Raw genomic sequence first — 13,170 nt, 5'->3', positions numbered from 1 at the left:
ACTCTCCCTGAAGGCGACTTTGCTGTCCGTCCTGCCCCTTCCCGGTGCGCTGTGTCGCGTCGACTTTCGGCGATCTGGAACCGGGACGGGGGAAGTGTGCGGAGGTTCGCCCCGAAGCGCCGACGGATAAATTGCGGTTTTGCGATAGGGTCATCATGAACCCGTCACCGGGCTAGGCAGAGCGACGCCACGGCGGGCGCAAACCGCTTCGATCATTCTCCAATGCCGCGCACTGACCGCGATGCCGGCGCTGCGCCGCGCCGCCGCCAGCCGTGCTGCGCGGTCGCCGGGCAGGCGAACCGCCTCGAATCCCTCGGCCGGCGGCATCGCGCGCAACGCGTCCGCGAAGGCGGCGACGCTGGCCTCGAACCGGGCGAGCGGCACGAAACGGGCGATATCAATGACGCAGAGGAACGCGCCGACCCGGGGCGGACGCACCATCGACCAGTCTGTCTGATCGCGCGAGGTGCCGTTGCCGCTGAGCAGCCCGGCGAGTAGTTCGACCATCAGCAACAGCGCCGCGCTGCGCACCCCTTCCGGCAGAATCGCGCCAAGCAGCGCCGGTTCGCGCGCGGCAAGGTCGCTGATGATGCTCGCCGGATCGGTGCTGTAACTGCCGTCGGCGGCCGCGACCACCGGCGCCCCGGTGACCAGCCCGGCGCGCCCGGCTTCGACCAGCGTGCCGATCGAATAGGCGGCGCAACACATGTCGATGACGATTGGCGCGCCCGCCCCGGACGGCACGGCCAGGGAGAAGGGATTGGTGCCGAACGCCGCCGAGCGGCCGCCCCATGGCGCGACGCTGGCCGGGCCGGCGGTGTTGGCGGCAAGGCCGATATAGCCGTGATCGAGCGCCTGCATCGCGTAGTTGGCGGTCATCGCCATATCGGTGCCGTTGGCAATGCAGCCGATGGCGGCGCCGCTTTCCGCCGCCATGGCGATCAGCCGACCCATCGTTCGCGTCGCGACGACCTGGCCGACGCCGCCGCCGCCGTCGACGGCAAGCGTCGCCGCCGATTGCGCGGTGACGTTCAGCGGGATGCCGAAGCGGGCGCCGCCGGCCTCGACCATCGGCAGCGCCCACTCCAGCCACAGCGGCAGGCCCTGGGTATCGTGGCGCAGGTCGGCGGTGGCGAAGCAGCGGCTGTAGAGTGCCGCTTCCTCGGCGCTGGCGCCGAGCGACAGGGCGACGTCTGCGTAAAGACGTTCGATTTGGTCGAACGGAAGAAGCGCGGCGGGTTCGGTCATCGGAGTCCTGCTCCTCATTCGCAGTTCTGCGCGGCGGGCCCGTCGAAGTCTCGCGCCCACCGGCCATCCTAGAGAGCAGTTGCGAAATCGATGAATAGTGGAATGGCAATAGGGCCATCGCCGCCTGCCGCGTTTTTCTGCGCCGCATCATGGCTGCTTGACGGTCCCCTGCCGCGTCTACATCCTAGCCGCGTCGTAAAACGGGGCGCGAGACAGGAATTTGGGCGAAATGCAATGATTACCCGCTTGCAGCCTTCGGACATCAAGCTGTTGCGTTTGTTCGTCCAAGTGGCCGAGAGAGCCGGGTTCAGCGCCGCCGCTCGCGCGACGAACATCAGCCAGTCGACGATCAGCATCCAGTTCAAGCTGCTGGAACAGCGGCTGGGCGTGCCGCTGTGCCGGCGCGGCCGGGCCGGCTTTACCCTGACGCCGGAAGGGCGGCGGATCCTGGAAGCGGCGCGGCAGCTTGAGCAGGATATGAATGATTTCATCTCCAGCGCGTCCGAGGTGACGCGCGAGCTGCACGGTTCGCTGTCGATCGGCGTATCGCAGGTGGTGTCGCGCGACTATGCGCTCGCCGGGTTGCCGGCGCTGATCAACCGCCTTCATGCACGCAACCCGAAGCTCAGGATCAAGCTGGAGGTACGCAGTTCCGCCGAACTGGAGGACGGCATCGACAAGGGCGAGTTCGACATTGCCTATATGGAAACCGGATTCCTCCACCGCGACCTGGAGACGATCGCGCTGTTCGACATGCATTCGAACATCTACTGCGCCAGCACTCACCCGCTGGCCGAGGTGGCGGACAGCCGGATCACCGACGAGCTGCTGAAAAACTTTGCGTCGGTGGTGTTCGACATCAACGCGCCGTTCATCAACCCGCTGCGCGGCGACGACAGCGAGATTACGTCATCGTCGGAATCGTCGATCTTCTTCATCATGTCGGGCGCCTATGTTGGTTATCTGAGCGACGTGCTGGCCGAACCCTGGCTCAGCCGCGGCGACCTGCACCGGATCGCTCCGGATCGCTACGGCTGCAACTTCCCTGGCGGCCTGGTCTTCCGCAAGAGTTCGCTGTCCAACCCGATCATCCTCCATGCGATAGAGACGGCCCGCGAGTTGAGCGAGATGGGCGAGGAGGGCAGCAAGGCGTCCATAGCGGCCGATCAATATGGCCATCGCATTAGCGCAATGGAGCAGGGTAGCTGATTGCCATAGCCTCGGGCTTTTCGCCATGAGGAGGCCCGTCACGATGACCAGAGAACTGATCGACCCCCCATCGCTCCACCCCGCGCCCGGCTTTTCGCACATCGCCATCGCATCGGGTACGAAGCTGGTCATGTTCGCCGGGCAGACGGCGCTCGACCCCAATTTCGACCTGATCGGCGAGGACGACCTGCACGCCCAGACCGTCGCAGCGATGCGCAACCTGGAAACGGCGATGCAGGTCGCCGGCGTCAGCTGGGACCATATCATCAAGCGGACGATCTTCACCCGCTTCCCCGGGGAGTTCCAGCTGATCACCAACGCGATCGACGAGGTGACCGGGGGCGCCGCCCACCCGCCGCAGACGCTGGTCGGGGTTAGCGGCCTCGCCTTGCCCGGTCTGCTTATTGAGATCGAGGCGATCGCGCTGCTGCCCTGACCGGGCAGGGAAAGGACCAGGAATCCGGTATGACGGATAGCGAGCGACCAGCGAAGCAGACGAGTTGGGAAAAGCTTCGGGACGGTTTGCCGGTCACCGCCGGGTTGCTGGTCGCACTGGCCGGATCGGCCGGTTTCCTCGTCGTGCCGCTCGTCGTGGCGGCGCTGCGTCACAATGGCGTGCCGGAGTTGTGGACCGGCCTGATCGGCTCTGCCGACCCGGCCGGCATGTTCATCGGCGCCGCGCTGGCCCTGTTCCGTTTCGTCCGCGCAGAGCCGCGCAAATGGGCACTCATCGCGGTTGGGGTCGCGCTGCTTGCCAACGCCGGGTCGCTGACGCTCGACGCGGCCGGGCTGCTGCTCGTCCTGCGCCTGCTTTCGGGCACGGCCGGCGGCATCGCGATGGCGCTTGGCCTGGCGGCGTTGTCGCACGCGCGCTTCCCCGACCGCTGCTTCGCCCTGCTCACTTTGGCGCAGATGCTGTTCGGTGCGCTGGTCGCCTCGCTCGGCGAAGGCGGCGCCGGGGGGCTCAGCATCATCTATCGCTGCATGTTCGCCCTGCAGTTTGTCGGTCTCGCCTCCGCCATGCTGCTCGACCGGGTGGTGGTGCTGCCGGACGCGGCGACTGCCGGCGCCGCGCCGCGCCACTCGCTGCCCCCCGCACTGTTCGGCTACACCGCCGCCGCCAACTTCCTGTTCGCTGCCGGCTTCATGATATTGTGGGTCAGCATTCCCGGCGCCGCCAGGGCGGCCGGCCTGCCCGCCGACGCGACCGTGCTGGTCTTCGACGTCGGCCTGGCCGGCGGCTGCGTCGGCGCACTGCTGACGATGATTGGCGGCGGCCAGACGCGGCGCAAGACGATCGCCGGCATCCTGTTCGCCCTCGGGCTGGTGGGTATCGCCGCCATCGGCCTGACCAGCAGCATGTCGGTTTTCCTGGTCGGTACCTTCCTGCTGCAATTTTCCACCGCGACGGTCTTCTACGGCTTCGGCGCGGTGTCGGAGGTGGACGACAGCGGGCGGCTGCCGATCGTTCATATGCTGGCGGTCAAGGCTGGGTTCGGCCTGGCGCCGATGACCGCGTCGTTCCTGCTCGGCGGGTCCGGCATGGCGGCGGTGATCAGCGCCGGCTTCGCGATCACCCTCGTCTCTATGCTGCTCTACCAGTTGCTGATCCGCTCGGCGGAAGCAGCGCGGGCTTAGCCCTCCGTCGCCAGCAGCCGGCCAAAGCCCGGCACCGGCGCGGTGATCCCGGCCAGGCGGCGCATATGCCAGGCTGCGGCCTGATTGCTGGTCACTACTGGCTTGCCGGTTTCCCGCTCAATCGCCGCAATGATGCCGGAGCAGCGCAGCGACGTGCAGGAGATGAACAGGCCGTCGACTGCCGCCGCGCCGAGCGTCATCGCCGCCGTGCGTATCCGGTCCGGGCTGAGTGCGCGGACCTGCGCTTCGGTCTCCGTGACGAACGTTGCGCCTGCCATCGTTTCGATGCCATGCCGGGCGAAGCATGCCTCCATTTGTTGGTGAATGTCAGGTAGATAGGGCGTCAGCAGGCCAATCCGCCGCATGTCGAGGTGGCGCATGGCGGCGATGCCGGCGGTGACGGGGTTGGTCTGCCTGCAGTTCGGCCGCACGCCGGCGATCGCCGCCTCGACCCGATCGATACCGATGACGGCTGAGGCGGAGGTGCAGCTGAAATTGATCACGTCGATCGGGTCGTCTGGCAGCAGCAGGCGCAGCGCAGCCGGGATTGCCGCCTCGATAGCGCGCAGCGTCTTCATCGTTCCGCGGGTGCCGGTGGCGAACCGGCTGGCGCACAGCGCGATGTCGCTTTCCGGCATGAAGGTGCGGACCTCCTGCTCGCTCACCATATCGCTTTGGGTGGTCAGCAAGCCGAAAACCGCATTTTTACCCGGCCCGCCGTCATAGGCGGCGTCGATGACCGTCGTCATGCCGGTGCCCGGCCGGTTGCAAGTTTGCTGGTTCGCAAGGCGCTCTCCTCGTCGGTTGAGACACCGGCGGGGCGTGCTACGCTACGGAGCCCCCGCACGAGCAGGATCGCCGCGCCGATCCCGGCGATAAATCGTCAAAAACCAATAAGGTCATTCTCGCCGCACGGTGGGGTTACAAGCGATCCATGCGTAGCCAGCGCCGGTCGCCGAGCCACGCCCGGTCGAGCGCCTGCCGCGCCGCCGCCGCTTCTGCCGCGTGGCCCTGTGCCGCTTCGCTTCGCATCAGGCCGTAGAGCGCCCAGCCGTTGTTCGGCGCCTGGATCAGCGCTGTGCGGAAGGCCGCCGCCGCCTCCGCATGGCGGCCGTCGTGGAACAGTGCGGCACCGAGCGACTGGCTGACCGGATAATACCAGAGCGACGGTTCCTGATAGGGCAGGCCGGCCTCGATGGCGATCGCCCGCCGATATTCGTTCGCCGCTTCACCGTGCCGGCCCTGCGCCCCGGCAAGGCGGCCCCGCACTACCGCCGCCGCTAGCGCCAGCAGGTCGGGGACGGGAACGCCCTGCTCGACCATCGCAGCGACGCCGTCCGCCTGCGCCAGTTCGGCCATCGCCGCCAGTTCACCGGCAACGCCCCGGCCGTCGCGCAACCGGGCGTGCGCGACGGCACGGGCATAGTGGCGCATCGCCGCCGCATAGGGCAGCCGCCGGTCGGGTGCCGGCATGGCGAGGATCGCCTTGGGCGCGGCGAATTGCGCCGCCGCCAGATAGGGCGCGGCGTCGATCGCCTGGATCCACGCTATCCGGGCGGAGGTTGCCGGATCAAGCACCCTACGCAGGCGGCGCGCCTCGCCGATCGCGGTCGCCATGTCGCCGGCCATCTGGGCGGATGTGACGATGAAGTGGATATTATGGGGGTAATAGCCGTAGCGGACGAGGCTCTGGTCGTCGGTCGCCCGGATGAAGGCTTCGTCGGCGCGGACGGCGGCGATGTTCACCCGGATCGAGTCCGCGTGGCGGCCGCGCCGGGCGTAGATATGGCCGGGCATGTGGACCAGATGGCCGGCGCTTGGTGCAACCGGCGTCGCCAGCCGGTCGGCCGCCGCTTCGGCTCGCGCCGGGTCGCTCGCTTCGAGCAGGTGGATGTAGAGATGGGCGGCCTGCGGGTGGGTGGGGTCGCGGGCCAGCACGGCTTCGACCAGCCGTATCGCTTCGCCGCTGCGGCCGATCGGCGTGCGCCGGTCCGCTTCCCAGTAGTTCCAAGGGGTGGTGTCCATCGCCGCCTCGGCGGCGAGCACGGCGATGTCGTTGTCGTCCGGATATTGCCGCGCCACCGCCAGCATCGCGTCGGCATAGGCGACGTCGAGCGCCGCCCGGTCGGCATCGGCGGCAGGTGAATAGCGGCCGGCCATGGCGTCGATCAACGCCTGTTCGCGCGGGCTTGCGCGGTCGCGCAGCGCCAGCGCCCGGCCGAGTGCCGCCAGCGCGGCGCCGTGGTCGCGATCGTCCATCGGCGCGTTGATGTTGGGGCCGAGCGCCAGCGCCTCACCCCACCAGCACAACGCGCAAGCGGGGTCGAGCCGCTGGGCTTCGCGGAACGAGCGGACCGCGCCGGCGTGGTTGAAGCCGTAGGTGAGCAGCAGGCCCTGGCTGAAATAGCGCTGCGCGTCGGGGCTGTCCGTCGTCACCCGGAACGGCGAGACCATAAGGTCGGGGTAGAGCGGCATCGGTCGGGCGGCGCTTGCCGGCGCGGCGACGGCGGCAGCCGCCAGGAGTGCGCGGGCAAGGGTGGCGCCGGCGTCTTTCGAGCCGCAAGCAGCGGCTGCCAGCCGGCTGGGATCAAGCGCGGCCAGGCTGGCGGGCGACAGGCGCGGCCCCGATGAGAAGCTGGCGAGAACCACTCCGGCGCCGCCGATCGCACAGACCTTCCACAACCGCCGCATACGCTTTCCCCCGATAGCGTAGGGCGGATGCTATCATGAATTCGAGCGGCCGAGGACCGTTTTCGTATGTCGATTTACCCGGGCAGTTTCTTTGAAAACACCTTGGACATCACGTGGAAGCCGTGGCGTTCGAAGAACCGGTGCGCGCCGTCGTTATGCAGGCCGCTTTCCAGGAAGGCCCATTGCATGCCGCGCTCGGCCCCTTCCGCCTCGACGAAGGCGAGCAGGCCGGCTCCGACGCCGCCGGAGCGGGTCGCCGGATCGATCGCCATGTCCTCCACCACCATGAAGGATACCCGCGGCGTCACTTCCCACAGCACGATCGTGGCGCCGAGCAGCCTGTCTCCATCCATCGCCACCGCTACCGAGCGTTCCGGTCCAAGGGCGGTCATGTCCTCCGCCATACGGGCGTCGAGATCGGCGACCCATGTGCGCCCGTCGACGCTGAGCCCGGTCTGCACTTCGCCATGGCTGACATAGGAATCGTCGAGGGCGACGATGCGCGCGAAGAAGGATGCGATTGCCGGCAGTTCCCCGGCATGCGCCCAGCGATAGTCTGTCATGGTTCAGCAATACGCCATGGGATGAGGCTGCGGTAGCTGGGATTCGTCGACTTTCCGGATCCACCCCGAAATCACAGGGCAGGCGAGCAGCGTACCGATCTGTTCGTAGAACGCGCCGCGGCGGCGTTCCACCTCCTCCTCTGTTACGTCCGGGAGGCTGCTGTCGGCGCGGACCGGACTCAGTCGGCCTTCGGCGTGGGGGACGTCCCATGCGGCGATCAGCGCGACGCAGAGCGGGTCGAAGATGCCCCGTAGATCGGCGGTATAGTTGTCGCGCAGGTCGGCCCACAGCGCGCGGAAGCCCCATTCGGTGCCGGTATCGAAATACCAGGCGACCCAGCTGCCGAACACGTCGGCGTCGATCAGGTCGAGCTTGCGCAGCCGCGCCGCGATTTCGAACAGGTTGCAGTTCATCTCGTAATATTTGCGTGCGATCATCGCGATCTGCCGCGCATCCATGCGGTCGCCATACTCGTTCTGGACGTTCAGTTCGTCGAGGCTGTAGACCGGCGCCAGCCGCCGCTTCATCATCGGCACCAACTGGGGGTGGCGCGCCTCGAACTCGAACACGCGGTTCGATTCGATCTCCAGCCGCTGGTAGATCTCGATCCGCTGGGCGCTGAGCGCCTTTGCCTCATTGTCCCGCCGCAGCAGGTTTTCCGCTTCCTGCGCCAGGCGCCGCCGCGTACTTTCGAGGCGGAACTGCCATATCGCCCAGATCAGCGCGCTGGTCTGGATGATGATCCCCGCGATCTGCGCCTTGTCCGCTACCGTCATGGTCCTCCCCCGGTCGCCCGGGCCATGCCGTAGGGCAGGCGCGCGCGCAGGTCACTACCCGAGCGCGTCCAGCCCCATCGCGATTGCCCCCATCGGCCCGGCCAGCGTGCCAAGCCCCGGTGGGCCGAGGCGCCGGTCGAGCTGCGCGGCATAATCGGCCAGAATGCCATAGCCGCCGATGCTGTCGGCAAGGGCGTTGCGCAATCGGGGGAACAGTTGCTCCCGCGTCGCCATAACGCCGCCGCCGATCGCGATCCGCTCCGGTGCGGCTGTCAGCACCAGGTTGTGCAGCAACCCGGTAAGATCGTGGACGAACAGGGCCCATTCGGGCGCGTCGTCGGCGATTTCGCGCCCCGGCCGGCCGAAGCGCCTGGCCAGCGCCGGCCCGGCGATCAGCCCTTCGACGCAATCGCCGTGGAACGGGCAGTTGCCGAGGAACTCGTCGCCACCAGCGCGGGCGACGCGCATGTGCCCGGCCTCGCCATGCGCCACGCCTTGCACCGGGCGGCCTCCGGCAATCAGCCCGACACCGACGCCGGTGCCGATCGTAATGTAGCAATGATTCGCCAGCCCGCGTGCAGCGCCCCAGCGCGCTTCGGCCAGCGCGGCGCCGACGACGTCTGTCTGGATCGCCAAGGGTTTGCGGTAGCGCGCGGCGAGCCGGCTGGCGATGTCGGTGCCAGTCCAGCCCGGTTTCGGTGTCGCGCGAATGGAGCCGAAGGCGGCATGGTCCGGGTTAAGCTCGAGCGGCCCGAAGGCGGTGACGCCGAGCGCATCGAACGTCCAGCCGTCGAGTATCGCCTCCAACCCGGAGAGCGTGGTTTCCGGGTCCGTTGTCGGTAGCGTCTCGCTGGCGTGAACGATGTCAGGCCCGCTGCCAAGAATGGCGATGCATTTGGTGCCGCCCAGCTCGAGGCCGGCGATCAGTGCGGGCTGGGCCATGCTCTGGTATAGCGCCGTTGCCGGTCGCGCAGCCATATCCATTCCTCCCTTGCGATGATTGGGCGGAACGATTTGGAGTTCGGCATTGTCGGCCGGTATGCCTTCGCAACGGCCAAAGTGCGGCTATAAGTCGAACCGACGGGGGCGGGCGCCGCCGGTTTCGGCCGGCTGGTGTTCTCTTCCGCCGGCGAGGCCGTGACATCGGCTACTCGGTTGACGGGGAGGATTACGGACTATGCGGAGCGATCGGCGCACATGGGCTAGCGTGGTCGGGGGGCTGGCGCTGCGCGCTGCCCTGGTGGCGGGTGTCGTGGCGTTGCCGGCGCCGTTGGTCGCGCAGGCGGTACCGGCCGGGGCCAAGGCCGATGTCGTCCGCGGCGTCGAAGCGCGGGCGAAGGTGGCGCAGGTGATCAACGACCAGTTGTTCAGCTATGCCGAGCTTGGTTTTCAGGAGCGGGAGACCGAGCGCTACCTGACCGCGCTTCTCGAAAAGGAAGGCTTCGCCATCGACCGCAACGTCGCCGGCCTGCCGACCGGCTGGGTGGCGCGGTGGACCAACGGCACCGGCGGCCCGGTCATCGCGGTCGGCAGCGATATCGACGGCATTCCCAAGGCCAGCCAGACGCCGGGCATCCCGTGGCGCCAGCCGATGGTCGACGGCGCGCCCGGCCATGGCGAGGGGCACAACAGCGGCCAGGCGGTGAACATCGTCGCCGCGCTGGCGGTGAAGGACTGGATGGTCCGCACACGGACGCCGGGGACGTTGGTGATCTGGCCGGGCGTCGCCGAGGAGTTGCTGGGCGGCAAGGCCCATATGGTCCGCGCCGGCGTGTTCAAGGATGTCGACGCGGCGCTGTTCAGCCATGTCTCAAGCCAGCTTTCAACCAGTTGGGGCCAGCCCAGTGGCACGGGCGTGGTCAGCGTCGAATATATGTTCAAGGGCGAGAGCGCGCATTCCGCCGGCGCGCCCTGGCGCGGGAAATCGGCGCTGGACGGCGTGGTCGCGATGGCGACGGGCTGGGAGATGCGGCGGGAGCATCTGCGCCCCGAGCAACGCTCACACTATATTATCAGCGACGGCGGCGACCAGCCGAACGTCGTGCCCTCCGAAGCGAAGATCTGGTTCTACCTGCGCGAGCAGAGTTTCGCGGCGATCGCCGACATGCTGAAGACCGCCGACGATATCGCCGACGGCGCCGCGAAGATGACCAGCACCACCGTCAGCCGCCGGCTGCTCGGCTCCGCTGCGATCCAGCACTTCAACCGCCCGATGGCGGAAGCGGCGCAGGTCAATATCGGCGCGATTGGACTGCCCAGGTGGGATGCCGACGACCAGGCGTTCGCCAAAGCGGTGCAGGCGAACATAAAAGCGACGGTGACGGACGGCCTGGAAACCAAGCTGGCAGCGCTTGGCCCGCCGCCCGCGCCCGAGGCACTGAAATCGGGCGGGTCGGACGACATCGGCGATGTCAGCTGGACGGTGCCGACCATCACGATCCGCTATCCTTCCAACATCCCCGGCCTGCCCGGGCACAACTGGGCCAATGCGATCGCCATGGCGACACCGATTGCGCACAAGGGCGTGCAGGCGGGCGCCAAGGTGATGGCGATGACGATCGTCGACTTGCTGACCAGGCCGCGCCTGCTGGCCGACGCCAAAGCCTATTTTCGCGACGTGCAGACCAAGAACCAGCAGTATGTGCCCGTCCTGACCAAGGACGATGCACCGGCGACCTGGCTGAACGCGGAGTTTATGGCGCGGTACAGGCCAGAACTGGCCAAGCGATACTATGACCCGCAACGCTATGGTTCGTATCTGGAGCAACTGGGCGTAAAATGGCCGACGCTGGGGGCCGGGGCGACGGAGTAGGTAGCCTGCCGGACTGCGACAAATTCTAGGCGGACAACGCCGGGTCCAGCGCGGAGGTGACACCCGCGTCGTGCAACGCGTGGTCGATCAGGGCGATCATGCAGGTTCGAGCCTGGTGCGGATCGCTCTGCGCCAGAGCGTCGAACAGCCGGTAATGGTCAGGCATCGGGTCTCTGACCGCGGCACGCTCACGCCGCGCGAACAGCGTTGTCCAGCCCACCGCTGCCGAAATAGTGCTGGAAAGCGACATCACCGCCTCGTTGCGTGTCGATTCCAATACGAGGTTATGGAACGCCTGGTCGGCGGCGCGCCCCTGCTCGCTCAATAGGCCGAACCGCTCCATCTCTTCGAGGGCATGGCCCATGCGGCCCAGTTCGCGGCTGGTGCGCCGGGTTGCGGCAAGCGCCGCCGCCATCGGCTCGACCATCAGCCTCAATTCGAAGATATCCCGGATGAAGGTCTCGCTGGGCTCGGTCTCGAACATCCAGGCGAGGACATCGAGATCAAGGATGCTCCAATGACGGCGCTCACGCACGCGCGTGCCGCTCTTGGTCCGGCTCTGCACCAGCCCTTTGGCGGCGAGAATGCGGATGGCTTCGCGGTATGCTCCGCGTGAGACCTTGAGTTCCGAGCTGAACTTGGCTTCCCCAGCAAGCATGTCGCCGGGGGCGTATGCGCCACTGACGATCGCCACACCGAGGTCGTGGGCAATCGTGTCGTGTATCTGCTTTGGAGGTTCTGCGGGCTTGGCAGGCAGATCGCTGGGCGCTTCTTCCATCGTGTCGTGGTGGCGTCGTCCTTCAATGGCGTCAAGCCGCTCACCAGCCGCACACCATTGAACTGGTCAGACTATGTGGACGTATTTTCATCGTATACGATCTTGTGCCGCCCTAAAGCGTGCGATACTGGTCAGACTAGTAGGAGGCGATGCCATGCTGATCCGCCTGAAAGACCGCGCCTGATATGGCCCGCATGTCGCCGATGGATACGCTCAGGGGGCGATGGGGGATCGCGCTGCTCGTGGCGGCGGCGATCGCGATAAGCTATCTCGACCGGCAGACGCTGCCCTGGGCCATCAAGAGCATAGAGGCCGACATTCCGATCGGCCACCAGGTCAAGGCGGCGCTCGATTCGGCTTTCCTCGTCACCTACGGGCTGATGTATCTCGGCGGCGGCTGGCTGCTCGACCGCATCGGCACGCGACGTGGCTTCCTCGTCATCATGCTGTTCTGGTCGCTCGCCTGTGCCAGTCACGGGCTGGCTGGCGGCGTTCTCGCACTCGCCGCCAGCCGCCTCTTGCTGGGCGTGGGCGAGGGTGGCGGCTTTCCGGCGGCGACGCGGGCGGTGGCGGAATGGTTTCCCGTGCGGGATCGCGCCACCGCAATGGGCATCATCAATGCCGGCACCGCCGTTGGCGCCGTGATCGCGCCGCCGCTGATCGCGCTGATCCTTACGCACGGCGACTGGATGGGGCTGAGCAGCTGGCGGTGGGTGTTCTTCATCACCGGTGCGATGGGTATCGCCTGGGCGGTGGGCTGGTGGTGGAGTTATCGCACGCCCGGTGTGGCGTTCGATGACGACGCCGAACAGGCCGCCGCCGCAGTCGCGCCCTCGCTCCGCATGCTACTGGCACGGCGCGAGGTGGCCGGTGTCGTCGGCGCCAAGTTCCTCAGCGACGCCGCCTGGTATTTCTACATCTTCTGGCTGCCCAAATATCTGTTCGAGGCCCATGCTTTCGACCTGAAGAGTGCCGCATCGATCGGCTGGATCCCCTATGCCGCCTCTGGCGTCGGCAGTCTCGCCGGCGGCTATCTTTCGAGCCGCCTGTTGAAGCGCGGACGATCGGTCAACGCGGCGCGCAAGATCGCGATGGGCATCAGTGTCGCCTTCATGCCGTTCGTCATGCTCGTTCCGTTCGCCGCGTCGGTTGGGCTGGTGATTTTCCTTTTCAGCCTTGCTTTCTTCGGCCAGCAGAGCTGGTCCACCCTGGTCATGACTCTCCCGACCGATCTCGTTCCGCGCGGGGCACTCGGCAAGCTGGCGGGGCTGATCGGCCTTGGTGGCGCGTTTGGCGGCGTTGCGATGGGCCAGGCGGCCGGTTGGATGCTTGATGCCGGCTATGGCTACACGCCGGTGCTGACGGTGGCGGCATCACTCCACGTCATCGCCTTCGCGCTTGTCTGCGTCGCCGTCCCGCGCATCGCGCCTCTGAATTTCACTCGAAAGGCCTGA

Annotated in this window: 12 protein-coding genes; 5 read left to right on the top strand and 7 right to left on the bottom strand. The window is 67.2% G+C overall.

Features of this window, described 5'->3' with window-relative positions; genetic code table 11:
- Window positions 1–153 precede the first annotated feature (153 nt).
- Entirely contained in the window at window positions 154–1,248 is a 1,095-nt protein-coding gene (locus E4A53_RS10025; protein WP_168694354.1) for an Ldh family oxidoreductase, read from the bottom strand.
- Window positions 1,249–1,482: 234 nt separating this feature from the next.
- On the opposite strand from E4A53_RS10025, the gene E4A53_RS10020 reads away from it, so the two are divergent.
- From E4A53_RS10020 to E4A53_RS10010, 3 genes are read left to right on the top strand one after another with little or no spacing between them, the layout of a single operon-like run.
- On the top strand, window positions 1,483–2,457 hold the full coding sequence (locus E4A53_RS10020) for a LysR family transcriptional regulator (RefSeq protein ID WP_168694353.1): 975 nt from the start codon (window positions 1,483–1,485) through the stop codon (window positions 2,455–2,457).
- A gap of 43 nt (window positions 2,458–2,500) precedes the next feature.
- Window positions 2,501–2,893 carry a RidA family protein gene (locus E4A53_RS10015; RefSeq protein WP_136162967.1) on the top strand — a complete coding sequence of 131 codons (393 nt, stop codon included), beginning with the start codon at window positions 2,501–2,503 and terminating at the stop codon, window positions 2,891–2,893.
- Window positions 2,894–2,922: 29 nt separating this feature from the next.
- Window positions 2,923–4,095 carry a hypothetical protein gene (locus E4A53_RS10010; RefSeq protein WP_136162966.1) on the top strand — a complete coding sequence of 391 codons (1,173 nt, stop codon included), beginning with the start codon at window positions 2,923–2,925 and terminating at the stop codon, window positions 4,093–4,095.
- Here E4A53_RS10010 and E4A53_RS10005 read toward each other — a convergent pair.
- From E4A53_RS10005 to E4A53_RS09985, 5 genes are all read right to left on the bottom strand, one after another.
- Window positions 4,092–4,844, bottom strand: coding sequence for a maleate cis-trans isomerase family protein (locus E4A53_RS10005; RefSeq protein WP_136162965.1), 753 nt, complete (start codon window positions 4,842–4,844; stop codon window positions 4,092–4,094). The genes E4A53_RS10010 and E4A53_RS10005 overlap by 4 nt on opposite strands.
- A gap of 172 nt (window positions 4,845–5,016) precedes the next feature.
- Window positions 5,017–6,786 carry a tetratricopeptide repeat protein gene (locus E4A53_RS10000; protein WP_136162964.1) on the bottom strand — a complete coding sequence of 590 codons (1,770 nt, stop codon included), beginning with the start codon at window positions 6,784–6,786 and terminating at the stop codon, window positions 5,017–5,019.
- Between the two features lie 74 nt (window positions 6,787–6,860).
- Window positions 6,861–7,349: a GNAT family N-acetyltransferase gene (locus E4A53_RS09995; RefSeq protein WP_136162963.1), complete on the bottom strand. Its 489-nt coding sequence runs from the start codon at window positions 7,347–7,349 to the stop codon at window positions 6,861–6,863.
- Window positions 7,350–7,352: 3 nt separating this feature from the next.
- Window positions 7,353–8,126: a hypothetical protein gene (locus tag E4A53_RS09990; protein ID WP_136162962.1), complete on the bottom strand. Its 774-nt coding sequence runs from the start codon at window positions 8,124–8,126 to the stop codon at window positions 7,353–7,355.
- 54 nt (window positions 8,127–8,180) lie between these two features.
- Window positions 8,181–9,068, bottom strand: coding sequence for an ROK family protein (locus tag E4A53_RS09985; protein ID WP_206366295.1), 888 nt, complete (start codon window positions 9,066–9,068; stop codon window positions 8,181–8,183).
- A gap of 265 nt (window positions 9,069–9,333) precedes the next feature.
- Here E4A53_RS09985 and E4A53_RS09980 point away from each other — a divergent pair, with 265 nt between their 5' ends.
- Window positions 9,334–10,938, top strand: a complete 1,605-nt coding sequence (locus tag E4A53_RS09980; protein ID WP_239018246.1) for an amidohydrolase — start codon at window positions 9,334–9,336, stop codon at window positions 10,936–10,938.
- A gap of 25 nt (window positions 10,939–10,963) precedes the next feature.
- Here the strand turns inward: E4A53_RS09980 and E4A53_RS09975 are convergent, their stop codons facing one another.
- Window positions 10,964–11,716 carry a FadR/GntR family transcriptional regulator gene (locus tag E4A53_RS09975; RefSeq protein ID WP_136162960.1) on the bottom strand — a complete coding sequence of 251 codons (753 nt, stop codon included), beginning with the start codon at window positions 11,714–11,716 and terminating at the stop codon, window positions 10,964–10,966.
- 194 nt (window positions 11,717–11,910) lie between these two features.
- On the opposite strand from E4A53_RS09975, the gene E4A53_RS09970 reads away from it, so the two are divergent.
- On the top strand, window positions 11,911–13,170 hold the full coding sequence (locus E4A53_RS09970) for an MFS transporter (protein ID WP_239018245.1): 1,260 nt from the start codon (window positions 11,911–11,913) through the stop codon (window positions 13,168–13,170).

This window comes from Sphingomonas flavalba (assembly GCF_004796535.1).
In the GTDB taxonomy this organism is placed as follows: Bacteria; Pseudomonadota; Alphaproteobacteria; order Sphingomonadales; family Sphingomonadaceae; genus Sphingomonas_L; species Sphingomonas_L flavalba.
Note: the sequence above shows the minus strand (reverse complement) of the source record. Positions and strands in the feature narration are given on the sequence as shown.

Bases quoted from the DNA above. Each gene is read 5' to 3' on its own strand.
- E4A53_RS10020 (WP_168694353.1), top strand. From the start codon at position 1,483: ATGATTACCCGCTTGCAGCCTTCGGACATCAAGCTGTTGCGTTTGTTC.
- E4A53_RS09985 (WP_206366295.1), bottom strand. From the start codon at position 9,068: ATGGCCCAGCCCGCACTGATCGCCGGCCTCGAGCTGGGCGGCACCAAA.
- E4A53_RS09995 (WP_136162963.1), bottom strand. From the start codon at position 7,349: ATGACAGACTATCGCTGGGCGCATGCCGGGGAACTGCCGGCAATCGCA.
- E4A53_RS09970 (WP_239018245.1), top strand. From the start codon at position 11,911: ATGTCGCCGATGGATACGCTCAGGGGGCGATGGGGGATCGCGCTGCTC.
- E4A53_RS09975 (WP_136162960.1), bottom strand. From the start codon at position 11,716: ATGGAAGAAGCGCCCAGCGATCTGCCTGCCAAGCCCGCAGAACCTCCA.
- E4A53_RS09990 (WP_136162962.1), bottom strand. From the start codon at position 8,126: ATGACGGTAGCGGACAAGGCGCAGATCGCGGGGATCATCATCCAGACC.
- E4A53_RS10005 (WP_136162965.1), bottom strand. From the start codon at position 4,844: ATGACGACGGTCATCGACGCCGCCTATGACGGCGGGCCGGGTAAAAAT.
- E4A53_RS10015 (WP_136162967.1), top strand. From the start codon at position 2,501: ATGACCAGAGAACTGATCGACCCCCCATCGCTCCACCCCGCGCCCGGC.
- E4A53_RS10000 (WP_136162964.1), bottom strand. From the start codon at position 6,786: ATGCGGCGGTTGTGGAAGGTCTGTGCGATCGGCGGCGCCGGAGTGGTT.
- E4A53_RS10010 (WP_136162966.1), top strand. From the start codon at position 2,923: ATGACGGATAGCGAGCGACCAGCGAAGCAGACGAGTTGGGAAAAGCTT.
- E4A53_RS10025 (WP_168694354.1), bottom strand. From the start codon at position 1,248: ATGACCGAACCCGCCGCGCTTCTTCCGTTCGACCAAATCGAACGTCTT.